Genomic DNA, 20,615 nt, shown 5'->3' with positions numbered 1-20,615 from the left:
GAAAGGCTCAGCGCACGGCGGTGAAGAACCGCGCGGGGCGGAAGCCGGACAGCCAGGTCCATACCGGCTGGCCGCGCATGCCGAGATCCCAGGACCCGAGCACGGCGTCAGCACGGCCGACGAGATTGTCGACCGGCAGGAGGCCGACGCCGCCGGAGCGCAGCGGCACGCGGCTGTCGGCGGAATTGTCCCTGTTATCGCCGAGCACGAAGAGATGTCCGGCCGGAACCGTGACTTCCTGCGTGTTGTCGAGTGGGCCGTTGTCGCGCATCTTGAAGATCAGATGCGACACGCCGTTCGGCAGCGTCTCGACATAGCGGTAGGCGGGTTCGCTGCCGCCGTTATCGTCCTCGGCCGCACCGACGCCATCCGGCTTCAGCTCGGCGGGACGGTCGTTGATGAAAAGCTGGCCCTGCCGCATCTGGATGCGGTCGCCGGGAAGGCCGACGACGCGCTTGACCCAGGCCTGCGAGCGATCGCCGGGCCAGCGGAACACCACGACGTCGCCTTGCTTCGGCGTCTCCGCGAACACGCGGCCGGTTTCCGGCAGGTTGATCTGGATCGGCAGCGACGAGGTGCCGTAGCCATAGGGGAATTTCGAGGCGAGCAGCGCGTCGCCGATCAACAGCGTCGGCTCCATCGAGCCCGACGGCACGTAAAACGGTTCGGCCAGCGCGCCCTTGGCGATGAACACGGCAGCGACGATGCCGGCGAGTTGCACGAGCTGGCCGGCCCAGCCGCTGCTCTTCCGCTTCGTGGTGACAGTCACTTTCTCAACGCTCATGCGCCCGTTCCACCCACTGTAATGCGCTCCATCAATAGCGAGGGCTGGCCGACGCCAACCGGCACGCCCTGGCCGTTCTTGCCGCAAGTGCCGATGCCGGTGTCGAGCGCGAGGTCGTTGCCGACCATGCGGATCCGATGCAAATCGGTCGGCCCGTTGCCGATCAGCATGGCGCCCTTCAAGGGCGCGCCGATCTTGCCGTTCTCGATCTTGTAGGCCTCGGTGCACTGAAACACGTATTTGCCCGAGGTGATGTCGACCTGCCCGCCGCCGAAATTCGCGGCGAACACGCCGTTCTTCACCGACGCCAGGATCTCGGCCGGGTCGCGGTCGCCCGCGAGCATGTAGGTATTGGTCATGCGCGGCATCGGCACATGGGCATAGCCCTGGCGGCGGCCGTTGCCGGTCGGCTTCATGTTCATCAGCCGCGCGTTTTGGCGGTCTTGCATGTAGCCGACCAGAACGCCGTCCTCGATCAGCACGGTGCGGTTGGTCGGCGTGCCCTCGTCGTCGATCGACAGCGAGCCGCGCCGCGAGGCAATGGTGCCGTCATCGACCACGGTAACGCCCTTGGCCGCGACCTGCTGGCCCATCAGGCCGGCGAAAGCCGAGGTCTTCTTGCGGTTGAAATCGCCCTCGAGGCCGTGGCCGACCGCTTCATGCAGCATCACGCCGGGCCAGCCGGCGCCGAGCACGACGTCCATCTCGCCGGCGGGGGCGGGAATTGATTCCAGATTGACCAGGGCTTCGCGGAGCGCGCCGTCGGCGGCGTCGCGCCAGTTCTTGCTCTCGATGAACTCGGCATAGCCAGCGCGGCCGCCATAACCCTTGCTGCCACTCTCCTGGCGATCGCCCTGTCCGGCGACCACGGAGACGTTGACGCGCACGAGCGGGCGAATGTCGCGATAGCTCTCGCCATCGGGCCGGAGGATCTCGACGACCTGCCAGGTTGCGCCCAGGCTGACGCTGACCTGCCGGACCCGTGGATCCTTGTCCCGCAGATAAGCGTCGATCTCGGCGAGCAGCTTGACCTTGGTCTCGAAGCCGGGTGCGTCCAGCGGATTGTCGTCGGCATAGAGCCGCACATTGGTGTGCGGGGGCGGGGCTGCGAAGCTGCCGGAATAGCCGCCACGGACGGCTGCGACCGCGTCGGCGGCGCGAATCAGCGCCGGCAGCGACACGTCCGAGGAATGCGCGTAGCCGACCGCGTCGTCCTTGACGGCGCGCAGGCCAAAACCCTGCGAGGTGTCGTAGGTCGCCTGCTTCAGCCGCCCATTGTCGAACATCAGCGCTTCGGTCTGGCTGTATTCCAGGAACAATTCGCCGTCGTCGGCGCCCGCAAGCCCGCGCGCGAGCTCGTGGCGAACCTGGTCGCGGTCGAGATTGGCACGGTCGAGCAGGGAGGTTGTGGCAGGGTCGGTCATCGATCACCCATTGTCGGAGACATGTCTGGCAAGATAATGGCTTCGCGGCCGTTCGGCGAGAGGGCCGGCCGTCACATTACTGAAACGACATGATTGAAATCATTGCAATATCGGAAACGCAGATCGAAAGCTTTCACCGCGCGCTCGACACGGTGTCGCGCGAGCGCCGATATCTTGCATTCCTGGAAGCGCCGCCGATCGAATCCACGCGGGCCTTTGTTCTGGACAACATCGCGAACGGCTATCCGCAGTTTGTCGCGCTTTCGGCAGGGGCGGTGGTCGGCTGGTGTGACGTGGTTCGCAAGGCGCGGCCGGTGCATGCGCATGGCGGCGTGCTCGGGATCGCCTTGCTGCCGGCGTTCCGGCGGCAGGGGCTTGGCGAGAGGCTGATTCTCAGGGCTCTCGATGCGGCGAAGGCATTTGGATTCCGTCGCGTCGAGTTGACGGTGCGGCGCGACAACGTCAATGCGATCGCGCTGTATGAGAAGGTCGGCTTTGAAGTCGAGGGATGTCAGCGCGGCGCCGTTCAGGTCGACGGCGTTCTCCACGATATCGTGATGATGTCCGTGCTGTTCTGAGACACTACCAGACGCCGCTTTCTAAGGCAGCTTGTCATACCCTTCACCGAGCCCGTTCAGGCTGAGCGGGAAGCCGATGCCTTCCTCCGGCGTCTCGAAGATGATGAAGGTCGCGGTCTTGGCGCTGCGGAGCTGGCCGAGCAGCTTGTCGTCCATGACGACCTCGGCGACGCAGCCATTGGGCAGGCAGCGGACGAAGCCGGCGCGGCCGACGTCCTGGTTGTCGAGCTTCAGCCCGAGGCCGGAGGGCAGCAGCACGCCGAGGGGGGCAACCACCCTCATCAGGCGGCTCTTCTGGTCGGCGGTCTTGAGCACGATCACGGTGAGGCCGGCGTTGGAACGGTCCTCGGCCACCACGCTCTGGATCAGGGCGCATTGCTCGGCCTGGGCGCCCGGCGGGGTGTCGCAGCGGATCTGCCAGTCGCCATGGACGGAGCGCACCGCGCCCTGCGCATGGGCGAGGCTTGGTAAGAGAAGCCCCGGCAATGCAAGGAGAAGGGTGGCGGCCAGGAGGCCGATCAGCCCCTTGAGGCTGTTAGCCGGCCTTGCCATGCATCTCGAAAGCCCCATTGGGGTCGGTCCCTCTGCTCGCTTGGGTCGCTCGCGCTGGTGGACTGATACGGGAATGACGGCGTCTTGAAGGCAATTCCCAAGCAAATCCCGCGCCGCCTCGGCCCGCCATCGCCGGCACGAATCAGGTTCCTGCACGACTGTCCGCCAGTGCCTACCGCGGGCAATCCCGCTGTCAAGCCGCGGCATCCCGGGAAACGGTATTTTTGTCTGATGTTACTAGGAAATATCTTGCGGGTGATCGATGGCAGAGGGGCTCAAGACTGCATTGCGATAGATCAAGAATTATGGTTTGAGAGGCTTGATTTCGGCGTTCTAGCGATCTGGCCCCAATTCCTCTTAGAGGTATTCTTGCGCGGCGGTTTGTCAGACGGGCGGGTCGAATAAGCATTTCCCGGAAATAGGGGAATGCACTTGGGGTGATTTCGTTAGGGGAGCGCGAACGGCATGAGGATGTCGATAGGTCGGGTGGTCCGGCATTTGCTGGGAATGGCCACCATCGCCTTGGTGGCGGCTGGCATGACGCTGGCGACGGGTGGCGCGGCATTCGCCGAGCTCGGGCAGCCCGAGCCGTGGGAATGGCATTTGCAAGCCTCTGGTTCCCCGGTGATGGACAACATCGTGTGGTTCCACGACGTCTTGTCCGTGCTCATTATCGTGATCACGCTGTTCGTGCTGGCGCTGCTCGTCGTCGTGGTGGTGAAGTTCAATTCGAAGGCCAATCCGGTGCCGTCGCGGACCACCCACAACACGCTGATCGAGGTGGCCTGGACGCTGGTTCCGGTGCTGATTCTGGTTGGCATCGCGGTGCCGTCGTTCCGCCTGCTGTTCCTCGAGCTCGACGTGCCGAAGGCGGACCTGACCATCAAGGCCACCGGCAAGCAGTGGTACTGGTCCTACGCCTATCCGGACAACGGCAAGTTCGAGTTCGACTCGCTGATGGCGGCGGACAAGCAGCCCCGTCTGCTCGGCGTCGACAACGAGTTGGTGGTGCCGATCAACAAGGTGATTCGTGTCCAGGTCACCGGCGCCGACGTCATCCACGCCTTCGCGCTGCCGGCTTTCGGCGTCAAGATCGACGCCATTCCGGGCCGGCTGAACGAGACCTGGTTCAAGGCCACCAAGACCGGCATGTTCTACGGCCAGTGCTCGGAGCTCTGCGGCAAGGACCACGCCTTCATGCCGATCGCGGTTCGCGTGGTGAGCGACCAGGAGTTCGCCTCCTGGGTCGAAACGGCGAAGAAGAAATTTGCGAGCGGCGGCACCAGCACTTTCGCCTCCGCGGCCGGCCCGGCGCAGTAAGCGTCGGGTGAGGCTTGAGGGACTGAAAGCGACATAAAGGGCGGGACCTCCGAAGGTCCGAATGGGACGCAAGGCAGGATTTGACAATGGCAACGAGCGCAGCGGCACACGGCGATCACGCGCAAGACCACGGACATGACGAGCACGCCCATCCGACGGGATGGCGGCGCTACGTGTATTCGACCAATCACAAGGACATCGGCACGATGTACCTGATCTTCGCGGTCATCGCCGGCGTCATCGGTGCCGCGATGTCGGTCGCGATCCGTGCCGAGTTGATGTATCCGGGCGTGCAGATATTCCACGAGACGCACACCTATAACGTGTTCGTGACCTCCCATGGCCTGATCATGATCTTCTTCATGGTCATGCCCGCGATGATCGGCGGCTTCGGCAACTGGTTCGTGCCGCTGATGATCGGTGCGCCGGACATGGCGTTCCCGCGCATGAACAACATCTCGTTCTGGCTGCTGCCGGCCTCCTTCGCGCTGCTGCTGATCTCGACCTTCGTCGAGGGCGAGCCGGGCGCCAACGGTGTCGGCGCCGGCTGGACCATGTATGTGCCGCTGTCGAGCTCCGGCCATCCGGGACCGGCCGTCGACTTCGCGATCCTCTCGCTCCATCTGGCGGGCGCGTCGTCGATCCTCGGCGCCATCAACTTCATCACCACCATCTTCAACATGCGCGCGCCGGGCATGACCCTGCACAAGATGCCGCTGTTCGTGTGGTCGATCCTGGTGACGGTGTTCCTGCTGCTGTTGTCGTTGCCGGTGCTCGCCGGTGCGATCACCATGCTGCTGACCGATCGCAATTTCGGCACCACCTTCTTCGCGCCCGACGGCGGCGGCGATCCCGTGCTGTTCCAGCATCTGTTCTGGTTCTTCGGTCACCCCGAGGTGTACATTCTGATCCTGCCCGGCTTTGGCATGATCAGCCAGATCGTCTCGACCTTCTCGCGCAAGCCCGTGTTCGGCTATCTCGGCATGGCCTACGCCATGGTCGCGATCGGCGGCATCGGCTTCGTGGTGTGGGCGCACCACATGTACACGGTCGGCATGTCGTCGGCGACGCAGGCCTATTTCGTCGCCGCCACCATGGTCATCGCGGTTCCGACCGGTGTGAAGGTCTTCTCCTGGATCGCCACGATGTGGGGCGGCTCGATCGAGTTCCGCGCCCCGATGATCTGGGCAGTGGGCTTCATCTTCCTGTTTACGGTCGGTGGCGTCACCGGCGTCGTGCTGGCGAATGCCGGCGTCGACCGCGTGCTCCAGGAGACCTATTACGTCGTCGCGCACTTCCATTACGTGCTGTCGCTCGGCGCGGTGTTCGCGATCTTCGCCGGCTGGTACTACTGGTTCCCGAAGATGACGGGCTACATGTACAACGAGACGATCGCCAAGGCGCACTTCTGGGTCACCTTCATCGGCGTCAACCTGGTGTTCTTCCCGCAGCACTTCCTTGGTCTGTCGGGCATGCCGCGCCGCTACGTCGACTATCCCGACGCGTTCGCGGGCTGGAACCTGGTCTCGTCGCTCGGCTCCTACATCTCCGGCTTCGGCGTGCTGATCTTCCTCTACTGCGTGTTCGACGCCTTCATGAAGAAGGTCCCGGCAGGCGACAATCCCTGGGGTGCCGGCGCCACCACGCTGGAGTGGACGCTGCCGTCGCCGCCGCCCTTCCACCAGTTCGAAGTGCTGCCCCGCGTGCAGTAAGCAAACGTCCGCGGCGCCCATGACGGGTGCCGCGACTCTATAACGAAGCGAGCAGGTTTAAGTGTCCGTCCTCGATCAGAACGCCGTCGACGTCAATCCCCGGATCTCCGAAGCGGAGGTCGGCGACTACATCGCGCTGCTCAAGCCGCGGGTGATGTCGCTCGTGATCTTCACCGCGCTGGTCGGGATGGCGATGGCACCGGGACATTTCCACCCCGTGCTCGCGATCACCTCGCTGCTCTGCATCGCCGTCGGCGCCGGCGCCTCCGGTGCGCTCAACATGGCGCTGGAGGGCGACATCGACGCCAAGATGTCGCGCACTGCCAACCGGCCGATCCCGCGCGGCCGCATCACCCGGCCCGAGGCGATGGCGTTCGGCATGACGCTCGCTTTCTTCTCGGTGATGACGCTCGGCATCCTCGTCAACTGGATCGCGGGCGCGCTGCTCGCCTTCACCATCTTCTTCTACGTCGTGATCTACACGATGGTCCTGAAGCGCTGGACCGCGCAGAACATCGTGATCGGGGGTGCTGCCGGCGCGCTGCCGCCGGTGGTGGCCTGGGCTGCGGTGACCGGCACGGTCGATGTCGAGCCGTTGCTGCTGTTCGCCATCATCTTCTTCTGGACGCCGCCGCACTTCTGGGCGCTGGCGCTGTTCCGCTCCGACGACTACGCCCGCGCCGGCATTCCGATGCTGCCCAATGTCGCCGGCCCCGATGCGACGCGGCTCCAGATCCTACTTTACACCATCGTGCTGATCGCGGTGGCCGCCGCCCCCTGGGCGCTCGGCTATTTCGACGCCATCTATGGCGTCACCTCGCTGGTGCTCGGTGCCGGCATGCTGGTGCTCGCGATCAACGTCTATCTGCGCCGCGAACGCAGCCAGTCGCTGCGGGCGACCCGCAAGTTGTTTGCGTTCTCCATCCTTTATCTGTTTGCGCTGTTTGCGACCCTGCTTGCCGAGGTCGTGTACCGAGCGCTTGCTCCGATGGTAGGGGGCGCATGAGAACGGGATGGCTGACAAACCCGAGCCAGTTGGAATTGTCCTCACCGAGGCGCAGAAGAAGAGCCGTCGTCAGCGCTCGATCGCGATCGCGCTCGCACTCGGTGTGCTTGTCGTGCTGTTTTTCGCCGTCACCATGGTCAAGGGACCGGCGGTTCTAGTTCGCCCGATATGAGACAGATGGATCAGAAGCCGATCATATCGCAGGACGTGACCCCAAAGGCGGTGCGCCGTGGTTTGGGTCGCGACGCGCTGGTCGCCTCGATCTGCGGCGGTGTGGTCGCGCTGATGGTCGGCGCGTCCTATGCGGCAGTGCCGTTCTACAACTGGTTCTGCCGCGCCACCGGCTTTAACGGCACGACCCAGGTCGCAACCTCCGCACCCGCGACCGGCCCGATCGCGCGGAAGATCGCGGTGCGCTTCGATGCCAACGTCGCGCCCGGCCTGCCCTGGAAGTTCGAACCGGAGCAGAGCGAGGTCGAGGTCAATATCGGCCAGGTCACCACCATCTATTACACCGTCACCAACCAGGCCGCGCGCACCACCGCAGGGCAAGCCGCCTACAACGTCGCGCCGCTGACGGTCGGGTCTTATTTCCAGAAGATCAACTGCTTCTGCTTCACCGAGCAGACCATGGCGCCCGGCGAGAAGCGGGAAATGCCTGTGGTGTTCTATGTCGATCCGTCAATCGTCGAGGATCACGACAATGACGGGCTCGGCACGATCACGCTGTCCTACACGTTCTATCCGGTGCGCGATCCGGTGGCGAAGCCGCTCGCGTCGGGCGATGACGACAAACGCAAGGGAAATCTCTGACCGCCGGTTTCACGCTCCGGGGTCGGAACAAGGGGATAAGTGCCGGACAGGCACGGGATTGAGGAGAGAGACCGAAATGGCCACCGCGCAAGGCAAGCACCACGACTATCATCTGGTCGATCCGTCTCCGTGGCCGGTGGTCGGCTCCATCTCGGCCTTCGTCATGGCGGTCGGCGCGATCACCTGGATGCATCACATGCTCTCGGCCGCGCCGATCATCTTCGGTATCGGCACCATCGGCGTGCTCTACACCATGGCGAGCTGGTGGGGCGACGTGATCCAGGAAGCCCAGTACAAGGGCGACCACACCCGGGTCGTACAGATCAGCCATCGCTACGGCATGATCCTGTTCATCGCCTCCGAGGTGATGTTCTTCGTTGCCTGGTTCTGGGCCTATTTCAACGCGGCGCTATTCCCCGGTGATCCCGTTCACGCCACCCGAGAAGCGCTGTTCGGCGGCGTCTGGCCGCCGCAGGGCATCGAGACCTTCGATCCCTGGCACCTGCCGCTGCTGAACACGCTGATTCTGCTGACCTCCGGCACCACGGTGACCTGGGCGCATCACGCGCTGCTCGAGAACGATCGCCAGGGCCTGAAATACGGCCTGATCCTCACCGTCCTGCTGGGTGCGACCTTCACTTGCGTGCAGGCCTTCGAGTACAGCCACGCGGCGTTCTCGTTCGCCGGCAACGTCTACGGCGCGACCTTCTTCATGGCGACCGGTTTCCACGGTTTCCACGTGCTGGTCGGCACCATCTTCCTGATCGTGTGCCTGGCGCGCGCCTATGCCGGTCACTTCACGCCGACCCAGCACCTCGGATTCGAGTTCGCCGCCTGGTACTGGCACTTCGTCGACGTGGTCTGGCTGTTCCTGTTCCTCTGCATCTATGTCTGGGGACACGGCGCCGAGACGATGGCCCACGGCGCGCACTGAGCCGCCACTGATCGATCAGGAAAGGGCGGCCGCGGGGCCGCCCTTTCACTTTCCAGCGGCCGCGGCTTCGGCGGAAATTGTGATAGACTCAGCTCGTCATGAATGAAACGACCGGCACCTCCGAGCCTCAAACCACGGTCCTGCAAAGCGCGCTGCGCGGGCTTGCCTGCAAATGCCCGCGCTGCGGCGAGGGCAAGCTCTATGCGGGCTTCCTGACACTGGCGCCGTCCTGCAAGCGCTGCGGGCTCGACTACGCCTTCATCGATGCCGGCGATGGCCCTGCGATCTTCATCATCATGCTGGCCGGCGCGATCGTGGTCGGCTGTGCGCTGGTCGTCGAGGTCAAGTACCAGCCGCCGTTCTGGCTGCATGCGGTGCTGTGGTTCCCGCTGATCCTCGCCACCACGCTGCTGCCGCTGCGCGCCATGAAGTCGCTGCTGATCGCGCTGCAATTCCACCACAAGGCCGCGCCGGGCCGGCTGGTCGACCGCGCGAAATGAACGAGACTGCGACGCACAAGCCCCGCGTGGCCGGCTTCGCGCTGTTCACGCTTCTCCTGACCGCGGCCTTCGTCGCGCTCGGCGGCTGGCAATTGCAACGACGCGCCGCCAAGCACGAGCTGATCGCCGCGCTCACCGAGCGTCTTGCGGAAGCGCCGGTCGCGCTGCCGCCACCGGCGCAATGGGCCGCACTGAATCCCGCGCGCGATGAATTCCGCCGCGTCAGCTTCACCGCGACCTACGCAGCCTCGCCGGATGCGATGGTCTATTCGTCCGGCTCCGCCGTGCGCAAGGATGCCTCCGGTCCCGGCACCTGGGCCTTTCTGCCGGCGCGTCTCTCGACCGGCGAGATCGTCGTGATCGATGCGGGCTTCGTCGAGAACACGATGCAGGAACGCAGCGTCGAGGATCGCGCGGTGAAGAAGCTCGTCACCGGCGCGCCTGTCACGCTTACGGGCTATCTGCGTTTTCCGGAACAGCCGGGCTGGCTCACGCCGGCTGAGAACCACGAGACGCGTCTCTGGTTCGTACGCGATCATCTGGCGATCGCAGGCGCGCTCGGCTGGGGTGCGGTTGCGCCGTTCTACATCGACCTGGAGCAGCCGGCGCCCGAGAACAACATTCCGCGCCCCGGACCGCTCGATGTGTATCTCAAGGACGATCATCTGCAATACGCCATCACCTGGTTCGCGCTCGCAGCTGCCGTGCTGATCGCGTTTGCCGTCTGGGTGAGAGGACGGCGGCGGAGCGACGCGAGCCCGTAAGTTCCCCGGGGGGGGGGACCCGGGATCGCCCGGGCTTTATTATTCAGCGCATATTCACGAGTGTGATCCTAAGCCGCCTTTAGATTTTTTCGCGGCAGACAGGATACTTGGCGTGCGCGATTTCGATCAGATGGGAATTGTCGTCGATTGGCTGGATGCCTGCCGGAAGGGCGACCTCGCGACGCTGCTCGACCTCTATGCCGACGATGCCGAGATCGAATGCACGTGCAACGGCACGCATCTCTATCGCGGCCGGCGCGAGCTCGAAACCTATTGGGGGCCGCGGCTCAACGCCTTTTCGTCGGCGGGTTTTGGCCTCGAAGAAATCAATCCTGTGCCGAACGGCGTTGATCTTGAGTATTCGGTCGCGGGCGCGTTGCGCATCCACGCCTCGTTTCGCTTCAGCCCGGAAGGCAAGATCCACAGCACACTTTGCGTGCCCGCGCGGCAGGGCTCGCAGAATTGCGGCGCGTGCTAGCCGGAGATCGGCGCACCGCGCATCTCCCCGACCGGCAAACGGCAGCGCACATAGGTGCGTTCGTCCGCTCGCAGGAGTGACAGCGATCCGCTGAGCGCCCGCACGCGCTCGTGCATGCCGGTCAGGCCGCGGCCGAAGACATTGTCGGCAGCAAAGCCGCCGCCGTCGTCGGAGACTTCGACCGCGAGCGCATCGCCGGCAATCGCCGCCTGCACATGGGCGTTGCGCGCTCTCGCGTGGCGCAGCACGTTGGTCAGTGCTTCCTGGATCACGCGGTAGACGGTCTGGGCCAGCGGCCCGTCGATCCCGTTGAGAGCAGGGTCGATCGTTGCCGTCAGGCCTATATGCGGCGCCTGCCGGCGAAAATTCCGGAGCAGCGTCTGCACGCTGGTCTCGAGCCCCAATTCTTCGATGTAGAGCGGCCGCAACCGGTCGAGGATGCGGCGATTGGTCTGCTGGAGCGCTTCGACCGATTGCAGTACCTCGTGGGCCGAATTGCCGAGATGTCCCGGAGCCGGCATGGCCTCGACCAGCGCGACCGTGCCGGCGCGGATGCTGAACAATAGCGGGCCGAGTTCGTCGTGCATTTCTCGGGCGAGGTCGCGCCGCTCGTCGTCCTGGAGCGACACCAGACGGTGCAACAGGTCACGATTATCCTGGCTCAATTGCGCGAGCGTGGCGGCGAGCGCATTGGCTTCCGCGCAGCTCTGGCGGATCTCCGGCGGCCCCCCGACCGGGATCGGCTTCGCGTAATCGCCGCGGCGCATCCGCGTCAGCCCGTCGCCGAGAGCCTGCAGCGGACGCAACGCCGACCCCGCCAGGACGTAAGCGATGACGCCGGTCAGCCCGCTCAGCACGACAACGAAGCCGGCAAGTGCGAGAAAGCCGACCCACGTCTCGAACAATGCAGCGGACAGGTCGGGCACAAACAAGATGTCGCCGATATGTTGGCTGCCGATGGTTACGGGAAATGCGGTGTGCAGGTCCGGAATGGTCAGCAGATTGATGAACCATGCCGGCGGGCCATGCTGGCTGTGCAGGGGCCTCGGCGTAAACGGGGGAGAACCGGTTTCCACAGCAAGGAATTGGATATCTGAAGATGGGTCCAGCATCCGGACGAAGGCATCCAGGGTCTTTCGCGGGTTGTCGGACGAACGCAGCGTGTTGTTGAGGGCTTCGGCGACCGCGCGGGTCGACCGCTGGGCCGGCTGGTTCTCTTCGGCGAGCTGGCCGGTCGTGAAGACGTGCAGCAGGACGCCGCCCATGACCAAGGCCGTGATGAATATCACGCCGAGCGGAACAAACAGTTGCGTCCTGAAGGAGAGCCGTTGCCACATTAGGCCAATTCTAACGCGCATCGGCGGGATTTGCTCTTTCCATTTGTTCCCGGCGGTTTATGACTCGAAAAACAAGAGAGTTGCGATGCAAGATACCGCCAAGCCGGCGACCAGGATCCTGATCGTCGACGACCATCCCGTCGTGCTGTCAGGTTGTCGCACCCTGTTTGCGTCCGATCATTCGATCCGCATCGACGAGGCAACCGACGCCAAGTCCGGGCACCGGGCCTATATCAGCAAGCGTCCCGACGTCACCGTCATCGACATCAGCCTGCCCGATGTCTCCGGCTTCGAGCTGATGCGCCGGATTCGCAAGGACGACCCGGACGCCAAGATCATCATGTTCAGCATGAACGACGATCCGGCCTTCGTGGTGCGCGCGGTCGAGCTGGGCGCGCAGGGCTATGTCTCCAAGGGCGACGATCCGCGCATCCTGCTCAAGGCGGTGCGCAAGGTGGTTGCGGGCGACAATTTCATCTCGCCGCAGCTCGCGGAGGCCGTGACGTTCTCCGGCGCCGCAATCAAGGCCAATCCAGCCTCGCTGATGACGCCGCGGGAGCTCGAAATTCTCCGCCTGCTCGGGCGCGGCGACAAGATTGTCGAGGTCGCCGAGGCGCTCGGCATCTCCTACAAGACGGTCGCCAACACCACATCCCTGCTCAAGCAGAAGCTCGGCGCCAAGAACCATTCCGACCTGATCCGGATCGCGGTGGAAATCGGGATGAACTGACCCGTCAGGGACCGAACCGGCTGCTCCAGGATGCGGCCGGTTCGGTCGACGGATCGGCAACGCCGTGCGTCCGGGCAATGAGTGACGACGGCTGACACCATCCGCCGACACAATGGGCCGACGCGGCGTTCGTTCCTTATTCGACAGGTTTGATCGGGAAAAAGCAGCAGTGAGATCGTGCTCCGTGCCGTTTGATGCGGAGCGCAGCCGAAGCGTATCGGGAAAAACAGGAACATTTGGCGACGCGCGCCGTTTTTGTCCTTGACGATTCCATGACGGGCGACGATAGCTCGGACAACGATTTCGGGGGCAGGCGCCCCGACGCGGAAAGCCGGTCTGCACACATCAACGACAGACCTTCCAAGAGAAAGGGCTGCGGCATCGCCGCAGCCCTTTTTCGTTGCCCGGGAAGCGGTTTCCCGACGCCGCAAAACACTCTATGGTGCCGCAAAGCCTGTCAAGGCGAACTAGGAATATCGTGAAATCAAAGGCTTAAGGCCCGGATTCAGGCCGGGCCGGCCTTTGGAGGGCAGTTTGACTCGTTATATCTCGACCCGGGGCGAGGCCCCCGAACTTGGCTTCTGTGACGTGATGCTGACCGGGCTTGCCCGCGACGGCGGCCTCTATGTGCCGACCATCTGGCCGCAGCTTTCGGCCGAGACGATCGCGGGCTTTTTCGGTCGCCCCTATTGGGAGGTCGCGGTCGACGTGATCCGTCCTTTCGTCGGCGGTGAAATTTCCGATGCCGAGCTCGGCCGCATGGCGAACGAGGCCTATGCCACGTTCCGTCATCCGGCCGTGGTGCCGCTGCGCCAGATGTCGCCGCATCAATTCGTGCTGGAGCTGTTCCACGGTCCGACGCTCGCCTTCAAGGACGTGGCGATGCAGCTGATCTCGCGGCTGATGGACCATGTGCTGGCCAAGCGTGGCCAGCGCACCACCATCGTGGTTGCGACCTCCGGCGACACCGGCGGCGCCGCCGTTGATGCGTTCGCCGGGCTCGAGAATGTCGACCTCATCGTGCTGTTCCCGCACGGCCGCATCTCCGAGGTGCAGCAGCGCATGATGACGACGACGGGCGCGGCCAATGTCCACGCGCTCGCCATCGAGGGCAACTTCGACGACTGCCAGGCGCTGGTGAAGGGGATGTTCAACAACCATCGCTTCCGCGATGCGACCGCGCTGTCCGGCGTCAATTCCATCAACTGGGCGCGCATCGTCGCGCAAGTGGTCTACTACTTCACCTCGGCCGTTGCCGCCGGCGCGCCGGCGCGCGCGGTCGATTTCATCGTGCCGACCGGTAATTTCGGCGATATTTTCGCAGGCTATGTCGCCAAGCGCATGGGTCTGCCTGTGCGCACGCTGCGCATCGCCGCCAACGTCAACGACATCCTCGCGCGCACGCTCAAGACCGGCATCTACGAGGTGCGCGAGGTGCATGCGACCGCCTCGCCGTCGATGGACATCCAGATCTCCTCGAATTTCGAACGGCTGCTGTTCGAAGCCGGCCGGCGCGATGCGGCCGGCGTGCGGCGGTTGATGGAGTCACTGAAACAGTCCGGGCGCTTCGTGCTGCCCGATGCCACGCTGGCCGCGATCCGCGAGGAGTTCGACGCCGGCCGCGCCGACGAGACCGAGACTGCGGCCGCGATCCGCGCCGCCTGGCGCGAGGCGGGCGAGCTCGTCGATCCCCACACCGCCGTGGCGCTCGCGGTCGCCGACCGCGACACCACCGACACGACCGTACCCAATATCGTGCTCTCCACCGCGCATCCGGCCAAATTCCCGGACGCCGTGCAGGCGGCCTGTGGCCAGCGGCCGCAATTGCCGGCATGGCTCGACGGTCTCATGACCAAATCCGAACACATGAAGGTGGTGAAGAACGACCAGGCCGAGGTCGAGCGGTTCGTGCTGTCGGTCAGCCGCGCCGTGAAACAGGGAGTTGCCGGATGAGCGTCGAGATTTCCAAGCTTGCGTCCGGCCTGACCGTCGTCACCGACAACATGCCTCACCTCGAGACCGCCGCACTCGGCGTCTGGGCCGGCGTCGGCGGCCGCGACGAGAAGCCGAACGAGCACGGCATCTCACATCTTCTCGAGCACATGGCGTTCAAGGGCACGACCGGGCGCTCCTCGCGCGAGATCGTCGAGGAGATCGAGGCGGTCGGCGGCGACCTCAATGCCGGCACCTCGACCGAGACGACGTCCTATTATGCGCGTGTGATGAAGGCCGACGTGCCGCTGGCACTCGACGTGCTCGCCGACATCCTGGCCAATCCCGCCTTCGAGCCTGAAGAGCTCGAGCGCGAGAAGAACGTCATCGTTCAGGAGATCGGCGCAGCCCAGGACACGCCCGACGACGTCGTGTTCGAGCATCTCAACGAGCTCTGCTATCCCGACCAGCCGATGGGGCGCTCGCTGCTCGGCACGGCCAAGACGCTGAAAGGCTTCAACCGCGACATGCTGCGCGGTTATCTCTCGACGCATTATCGCGGGCCCGACATGGTCGTGGCAGCGGCGGGCGCCGTCGATCACAAGCAGGTCGTCGCCGAGGTCGAAAAGCGCTTTGCGAGCTTCGAGGGAACGCCGGGGCCGAAGCCCCAGGCGGCCATGTTTGGCAAAGGAGGCACCAAGGTGGTGCATCGCGAGCTCGAGCAGGCGCATCTGACGCTGGCGCTGGAAGGCGTGCCGCAGAGCGATCTGTCGCTGTTCTCGCTCCAGGTCTTCACCAACATCCTCGGCGGCGGGATGTCGTCGCGGCTGTTCCAGGAGGTGCGCGAGAAGCGTGGCCTCTGCTACTCGATCTACTCGTTCCACGCGCCCTATACCGACACCGGCTTCTTTGGCCTCTATACCGGCACGGATCCCGCCGACGCGCCGGAGATGATGGAGGTCGTCATCGATGTCATGAATGATTCGGTGGAGACGCTGACCGAGGCCGAGATCGCCCGCGCCAAGGCGCAGATGAAGGCGGGCCTGCTGATGGCGCTGGAGAGCTGCTCGTCGCGCGCCGAGCAGCTCGCCCGGCACGTTCTGGCCTATGGACGGCCGCAGACGGCGCAGGAGCTGGTGGCCCGGATCGACGCGGTCAGTGTCGAGTCGACCCGCGATGCGGCGCGTGCACTGCTTTCGCGCAGCCGCCCTGCGGTAGTTGCATTGGGCAGCGGCAGGGGTCTGGACACGGCGGTGTCTTTTGCGGAAGGATTGACCAAGGCGCGCGCCAAGGCGCGGCTGCATTAGGAGCCGCGCAAAGGCGCCCCCGCCCACTCGGGAAGCATCACCATGGCCCTCTTTCGCCTGCCATCCAGTGGACCTGCTGCTCTCGCCCCCCGCGGCAATGGGCTGTTGCTGCGTGCGCCGCAGATGTCGGACTTCTTGCAGTGGGCGCATCTGCGCGAGACCAGCCGCGATTACCTGACGCCCTGGGAGCCGATCTGGCCGTCAGACGATCTTACCCGGTCCGGCTTCCGCCGCCGCCTGCGCCGCTATTCCGAGGATATCGCGGCGGATCGCTCCTACCCCTTTTTGATCTTCCGCGAGCTCGACGGTGCCATGGTCGGCGGCATCACGCTCGCCAATGTCCGGCGCGGCATCGTGCAGGCCGGCACTATCGGCTATTGGGTCGGCCAGCCCCACGCCCATCGCGGCTACATGACGGCGGCGTTGCGGGTGCTGCTGCCGACGCTGTTCGGCGAGCTCAATCTGCACCGGGTCGAGGCCGCCTGTATCCCCACCAATGCACCGTCGATCCGGGTGCTGGAGAAATGCGGCTTCTCCCGCGAGGGGCTGGCGCGTCGCTATCTCTGCATCAACGGGGTCTGGCAGGATCATTTGCTGTTCGGCCTGCTGCACGAGGATTTTCGCGGCTGAGCCGGGCTTCTCGTAACGGCCAAACTCCGCTTTTTTCCTGCCTTGGGATCGCCGATTTTGGCGATATAACCCGCATCGAGCCGGCGATTGGCCGGGATGTCGTCATGGAGTACAGGCGTTGATGAACGAGCTTCGGTCATTGCGGAATGCGCTGCGGCGAGGTCCGGTGATCGCGCTGGCACTGTCGGTTTCACTCGTGGCCGTTTCGCCGGTCGCGGCGCAGTCGCTGACCGATCGCTTCAAGGGCCTGTTCGGCGGCAAGTCCGACGAGCCGGCCAAGCCGGCGCCCGCGCCGGGCCAGCCGGCCGCCGATGACGACGTCGATTGTCCTCAGGTCACGGTACGCGCCGGAGCGTCCACCTATGGGGTCGGCGCGACGGGCAAGCCGGCCGTCGGCAATGACGTGCGTTTCCAGGCCTCCATCACCAAGATGGCGCGCGAATGCACCCGCAATGGAGCCGAGATCACGGTGCGCGTCGGCATCCAGGGCCGCGTCATCGCGGGCCCCGCCGGCGCGCCTGCCACGGTCGAGGTCCCCATGCGCGTCGCCGTGGTCCAGGGCGGCGTCGGCGAGAAGGTGATCGCCTCGAAGGCCTACCGGACCACGGTCGAGATGTCGGAGGGAGGCAGCGTGCCGTTCACCTTCGTCGCCGAAGATTTGACCTATCCGGTGCCGTCGGCCGCAGTCGCCGATTCCTACATCTTCTATGTCGGCTTCGACCCGCAGGCGCTCGCGCCGGAGCCGAAGGCGCGGGGGAAGAAGAAGTAAGGGGCGGCAATTTCAGCTGTCATGCCCCCGCTTTCGCGGGTGATGACCATCGAGCTTGCGGTTGCTGTACCGAGCCAACAAAAAAGCCGGCGCTCATCGCGCCGGCTTTTTGATTGGTGAAGGCGAAACCCTCAGTTCAGCTTCTGCCGTACCTCGGTGATGCCTTTGGCGAGCAAATCGTCGGCGACATGGCCTTTGACCGACTGCGACAGGATCGTTGAAGCGGCCCGGACGGCGGCTTCTGCGGCTGCGGCGCGGACGTCGGCGAGCGCCTGTGCTTCGGCGAGTGCGATCTTGCCTTCCGCGGTCTTGGTGCGGCGGGCGACGAAGTCTTCCACCTTGGCTTTGGCCTCAGTTGCGATGCGCTCGGCTTCGCTCCTGGCGTTGGCGATGATGTCGGCGGCCTCGCGTTCGGCCGAGGCGGTACGCGCCTTGTAGTCGGCGAGCACCTTGGCGGCTTCCTGCTTGAGGCGCGTCGCGTCGTCGAGCTCGGCCTTGATGCGGTCGGCGCGATGATCGAGCGCAACCATCGCCTTCTTGAAGACCCCGAGATAGCCGAATGCGACCATCAGGATCACGAAGGCGACGGCGACCCAGAATTCAGGTTCGAAGACCATATCGACTAACCCTTCAAGGACGCGTCAACGGCGGCATTGACCGACGCCGCATCCGGAACGACGCCCGTGAGCTGCTGCACGATCGAGCCTGCCGCATCGGCCGCGATGCCGCGGACGTTGCTCATGGCGGTCGCACGGGTCGAGGCGATGGTCTTTTCCGCCTCCGCCAGCTTGGCCGCCAGCTGCTGTTCCAGCGCCTTGCGCTCGGCGTCCGCCTGCGCATTCGCCTTGTCGCGGGACTCGTTGCCGATCGCCTGCGCCCGCGTGCGCGCCGAAGCGAGCTCGCCTTCATAGGCCTTCAGCGCCGCGTCGGACTGGTCCCTCAGCTTTTGCGCTTCGGCGAGGTCGCCCTCGATCTTGTTCTGACGCGCCTCGATCGCACCGCCGACGCGCGGCAGAGCGAGCTTGGACACGATCACGTAAAGCGCGACGAAGAAGATCGCGAGCGACACCAGCTGCGAAGCATAGGTGCTGCTCTCGAACGGCGGAAAACCGCCACCGTGACCGCCTTCGGACTCGGTGTGGGCGCCCGCCGCCGGACTTTTCGCCCCGCCATGACTCTCAGCCATGGATTACTCCTGTTGCCGTCATGCGCGCCGCTTCGGTTGAAGCGGCGCGAAAATTCGTCCTCAGAGCGGAACGAACAGCAGCAGCAGCGCGATCAGCAGCGAGAAAATGCCGAGCGCTTCGGTCACGGCGAAGCCGAAGATCAGGTTGCCGAACTGGCCCTGAGCGGCCGACGGGTTGCGAACGGCCGCGGCGAGGTAGTTGCCGAAGATCACGCCCACGCCGACGCCCGCGCCGCCCATGCCGATGCATGCGATGCCCGCGCCGATAAGTTTTGCTGCTGCCGGATCCATTTTAGACTCCTTGGAAGAAAGATTGGGTTTTGGGTGGAAATTCCCCGGACCGCTTAGTGTCCCGGATGAATGGCGTCGTTGAGGTAGATGCAGGTCAGGATCGCAAACACATAGGCTTGCAGGAACGCGACCAGAATCTCGAGAGCGTACAGCGCGACCGTGAGCGCCAGCGGCAGCACGCCGCCGAACCAGCCCAGCGCGCCGAGCGAGAAGCCGAGCATGGCGACGAAGCCCGCGAACACCTTCAGCGCGATGTGGCCGGCCAGCATGTTGGCGAACAGACGGACGCTGTGTGAGACCGGCCGCAGGAAGAACGACAGGATCTCGATGAACATCACCAGCGGCAGGATGTAGCCGGGGACGCCGTGGGGCACGAAGATCGAGAAGAATTTCAGGCCGTTCTTGGCGACGCCGTAGATCAGGACGGTGAAGAAGACCAGCAGCGCCAGCGCCGCGGTGACGATCAGATGGCTCGAGATCGTGAACGTATAGGGGATGATGCCGACCAGGTTCGAGACGCAGATGAACATGAACAGCGAGAAGATCAGCGGGAAGAACTTCATGCCTTCCGAGCCGGCGGTCGAGCGGATGGTCGAGGCCACGAACTCGTAGGAGATCTCGGCGACCGACTGGAGGCGCCCGGGAACCAGCTGCGTGCCGCTGGCCAGCATCAGGATCGAGATGATCGCCACCGCGACCAGCATGTAGAGCGATGAATTGGTGAAGGCGATCGTTTGATTGCCGATATGGCCGATCGTGAAGAGAGGCTCGATGTTGAACTGGTGGATCGGATCGATTTTCATCGGCGCGGCATCTCTTGGTCTGCCGGGCTTAGCCGGCTGGTCTCGGTCTGCCGGCCGGGCCGGCCCGCTCCGGCGAAGCCGGCGCGATCATTCCTCTCCACGTCGGATTGGCTTTAAGAATCACCGCGCCTGTTTTGACCCGCGCCCGCCGTTCTCACCACATTCACCACGCCGGCCACGAAGCCCAGCAGCAGGAACACGATAAACCCGAAGGGCGACGTCGACAGCAAGCGGTCGAAACCCCAGCCAATCCCCGCTCCGACAACGACCCCGGCGACCAACTCGGAGGATAACCTGAAACCAAGCGCCATCGCCGAAGCTCTGGCCGCTCTGTCTTCACCGTCACCTGCGGGTTGCTCGGTCTTGACGTGGCGGTCGCGAAATTCGGACAACCGCTGATCAAGATTTCCGAGCCGTTCGGAAAGCGCGGCTTCCTCGAGCGATCTATCGCGATCTCCATTCTCGCCGTGCCCCGTGCCCTGTGCCATGCAACGAAGACCCGAAACGACGCGGCTGAATGGAAATTACGCCCGCCACCCTCAAAAGCCGCGCGGACCATACTGATGGCCCATAATCAAGTCAAGCCAAGTCACGATTGCGTCGCGTTCGGTTATATATTTGATTTGATTGGTGATATTGCCTTGCACGCCAGCGCTGCACACAGCGTGACGCCGCACCGCAGCAGCTCTCCCTGCGATCCGCGGATATGGCCGACATTTCGCCGCGCTGCCGGGATCAAACGGACTGCGGCGGTCGTTGATTTCG

Annotated in this window: 24 protein-coding genes; 15 read left to right on the top strand and 9 right to left on the bottom strand. The window is 64.5% G+C overall.

Annotation, left to right across the window (positions count from 1 at the left end; translation table 11 throughout):
* Positions 1–7 precede the first annotated feature (7 nt).
* Positions 8–784, bottom strand: coding sequence for a signal peptidase I (lepB, locus tag ACPPVR_RS39915; protein WP_426611953.1), 777 nt, complete (start codon positions 782–784; stop codon positions 8–10).
* On the bottom strand, positions 781–2,208 hold the full coding sequence (gene tldD, locus ACPPVR_RS39910; RefSeq protein WP_426611952.1) for a metalloprotease TldD: 1,428 nt from the start codon (positions 2,206–2,208) through the stop codon (positions 781–783). The genes lepB and tldD overlap by 4 nt, the downstream gene beginning before the upstream one ends.
* A gap of 89 nt (positions 2,209–2,297) precedes the next feature.
* On the opposite strand from tldD, the gene ACPPVR_RS39905 reads away from it, so the two are divergent.
* Positions 2,298–2,786, top strand: coding sequence for an N-acetyltransferase family protein (locus ACPPVR_RS39905; RefSeq protein WP_426611951.1), 489 nt, complete (start codon positions 2,298–2,300; stop codon positions 2,784–2,786).
* Between the two features lie 21 nt (positions 2,787–2,807).
* Here the strand turns inward: ACPPVR_RS39905 and ACPPVR_RS39900 are convergent, their stop codons facing one another.
* Positions 2,808–3,356 (bottom strand): invasion associated locus B family protein, encoded by a 549-nt coding sequence (locus tag ACPPVR_RS39900; protein WP_426611950.1) that lies wholly within the window; start codon positions 3,354–3,356, stop codon positions 2,808–2,810.
* 447 nt (positions 3,357–3,803) lie between these two features.
* Between ACPPVR_RS39900 and coxB the strand changes: the two genes are divergently transcribed.
* The 9 genes from coxB to ACPPVR_RS39855 all read left to right on the top strand — a co-directional run bounded on the left by coxB (position 3,804) and on the right by ACPPVR_RS39855 (position 10,865).
* Positions 3,804–4,658: a cytochrome c oxidase subunit II gene (gene coxB / locus ACPPVR_RS39895; RefSeq protein WP_426611949.1), complete on the top strand. Its 855-nt coding sequence runs from the start codon at positions 3,804–3,806 to the stop codon at positions 4,656–4,658.
* Between the two features lie 86 nt (positions 4,659–4,744).
* Positions 4,745–6,370 (top strand): cytochrome c oxidase subunit I, encoded by a 1,626-nt coding sequence (gene ctaD / locus ACPPVR_RS39890; protein ID WP_426611948.1) that lies wholly within the window; start codon positions 4,745–4,747, stop codon positions 6,368–6,370.
* A gap of 61 nt (positions 6,371–6,431) precedes the next feature.
* The gene (locus ACPPVR_RS39885; RefSeq protein WP_426611947.1) at positions 6,432–7,376 is read left to right on the top strand and encodes a heme o synthase; all 945 of its coding nucleotides are present in this window, start codon (positions 6,432–6,434) and stop codon (positions 7,374–7,376) included.
* A 7-nt stretch (positions 7,377–7,383) separates the two neighbouring features.
* Positions 7,384–7,548, top strand: coding sequence for a CoxF protein (locus ACPPVR_RS39880; RefSeq protein WP_426611946.1), 165 nt, complete (start codon positions 7,384–7,386; stop codon positions 7,546–7,548).
* 5 nt (positions 7,549–7,553) lie between these two features.
* Entirely contained in the window at positions 7,554–8,189 is a 636-nt protein-coding gene (locus ACPPVR_RS39875; RefSeq protein ID WP_426611945.1) for a cytochrome c oxidase assembly protein, read from the top strand.
* 76 nt (positions 8,190–8,265) lie between these two features.
* Positions 8,266–9,123: a cytochrome c oxidase subunit 3 gene (locus ACPPVR_RS39870; protein ID WP_426611944.1), complete on the top strand. Its 858-nt coding sequence runs from the start codon at positions 8,266–8,268 to the stop codon at positions 9,121–9,123.
* Between the two features lie 98 nt (positions 9,124–9,221).
* Entirely contained in the window at positions 9,222–9,623 is a 402-nt protein-coding gene (locus ACPPVR_RS39865) for a DUF983 domain-containing protein (protein WP_426611943.1), read from the top strand.
* Entirely contained in the window at positions 9,620–10,387 is a 768-nt protein-coding gene (locus ACPPVR_RS39860) for an SURF1 family protein (protein WP_426611942.1), read from the top strand. Before ACPPVR_RS39865 ends, ACPPVR_RS39860 begins: the two co-directional genes overlap by 4 nt.
* A gap of 112 nt (positions 10,388–10,499) precedes the next feature.
* Positions 10,500–10,865 (top strand): nuclear transport factor 2 family protein, encoded by a 366-nt coding sequence (locus ACPPVR_RS39855; RefSeq protein WP_426611941.1) that lies wholly within the window; start codon positions 10,500–10,502, stop codon positions 10,863–10,865.
* On the opposite strand, the gene ACPPVR_RS39850 is transcribed toward ACPPVR_RS39855, so the two are convergent.
* Positions 10,862–12,202 (bottom strand): histidine kinase, encoded by a 1,341-nt coding sequence (locus ACPPVR_RS39850; protein WP_426611940.1) that lies wholly within the window; start codon positions 12,200–12,202, stop codon positions 10,862–10,864. The two genes, ACPPVR_RS39855 and ACPPVR_RS39850, sit on opposite strands and share 4 nt — an antisense overlap.
* 85 nt (positions 12,203–12,287) lie before the next feature.
* On the opposite strand from ACPPVR_RS39850, the gene ACPPVR_RS39845 reads away from it, so the two are divergent.
* From ACPPVR_RS39845 to ACPPVR_RS39825, 5 genes are all read left to right on the top strand, one after another.
* The gene (locus ACPPVR_RS39845) at positions 12,288–12,932 is read left to right on the top strand and encodes a response regulator transcription factor (RefSeq protein WP_426611939.1); all 645 of its coding nucleotides are present in this window, start codon (positions 12,288–12,290) and stop codon (positions 12,930–12,932) included.
* A gap of 534 nt (positions 12,933–13,466) precedes the next feature.
* Complete coding sequence (gene thrC, locus ACPPVR_RS39840; RefSeq protein ID WP_426611938.1) at positions 13,467–14,885, top strand: threonine synthase; 1,419 nt, start codon at positions 13,467–13,469, stop codon at positions 14,883–14,885.
* Entirely contained in the window at positions 14,882–16,171 is a 1,290-nt protein-coding gene (locus ACPPVR_RS39835) for a M16 family metallopeptidase (RefSeq protein ID WP_426611937.1), read from the top strand. The genes thrC and ACPPVR_RS39835 overlap by 4 nt, the downstream gene beginning before the upstream one ends.
* A gap of 42 nt (positions 16,172–16,213) precedes the next feature.
* Positions 16,214–16,801, top strand: coding sequence for a GNAT family N-acetyltransferase (locus ACPPVR_RS39830; protein WP_018316343.1), 588 nt, complete (start codon positions 16,214–16,216; stop codon positions 16,799–16,801).
* A gap of 118 nt (positions 16,802–16,919) precedes the next feature.
* Positions 16,920–17,570 (top strand): hypothetical protein, encoded by a 651-nt coding sequence (locus ACPPVR_RS39825; protein WP_426611936.1) that lies wholly within the window; start codon positions 16,920–16,922, stop codon positions 17,568–17,570.
* Positions 17,571–17,701: 131 nt separating this feature from the next.
* On the opposite strand, the gene ACPPVR_RS39820 is transcribed toward ACPPVR_RS39825, so the two are convergent.
* From ACPPVR_RS39820 to ACPPVR_RS39800, 5 genes are all read right to left on the bottom strand, one after another.
* Complete coding sequence (locus ACPPVR_RS39820; protein ID WP_426611935.1) at positions 17,702–18,187, bottom strand: ATP F0F1 synthase subunit B; 486 nt, start codon at positions 18,185–18,187, stop codon at positions 17,702–17,704.
* 5 nt (positions 18,188–18,192) lie between these two features.
* On the bottom strand, positions 18,193–18,756 hold the full coding sequence (locus ACPPVR_RS39815; RefSeq protein ID WP_426611934.1) for a F0F1 ATP synthase subunit B': 564 nt from the start codon (positions 18,754–18,756) through the stop codon (positions 18,193–18,195).
* Between the two features lie 60 nt (positions 18,757–18,816).
* Positions 18,817–19,047: a F0F1 ATP synthase subunit C gene (locus ACPPVR_RS39810; RefSeq protein WP_007599451.1), complete on the bottom strand. Its 231-nt coding sequence runs from the start codon at positions 19,045–19,047 to the stop codon at positions 18,817–18,819.
* 53 nt (positions 19,048–19,100) lie between these two features.
* On the bottom strand, positions 19,101–19,850 hold the full coding sequence (locus tag ACPPVR_RS39805) for a F0F1 ATP synthase subunit A (RefSeq protein ID WP_426611933.1): 750 nt from the start codon (positions 19,848–19,850) through the stop codon (positions 19,101–19,103).
* Positions 19,851–19,963: 113 nt separating this feature from the next.
* On the bottom strand, positions 19,964–20,338 hold the full coding sequence (locus ACPPVR_RS39800) for an AtpZ/AtpI family protein (protein WP_426611932.1): 375 nt from the start codon (positions 20,336–20,338) through the stop codon (positions 19,964–19,966).
* Between the last annotated feature and the right edge of the window lie 277 nt (positions 20,339–20,615).

Source organism: Bradyrhizobium sp. McL0616 (assembly GCF_049993385.1).
Lineage (GTDB): Bacteria > Pseudomonadota > Alphaproteobacteria > Rhizobiales > Xanthobacteraceae > Bradyrhizobium.
The sequence above is the reverse complement of the archived record's forward strand: the minus strand, read 5'-3'. Positions and strand labels throughout refer to the sequence as shown.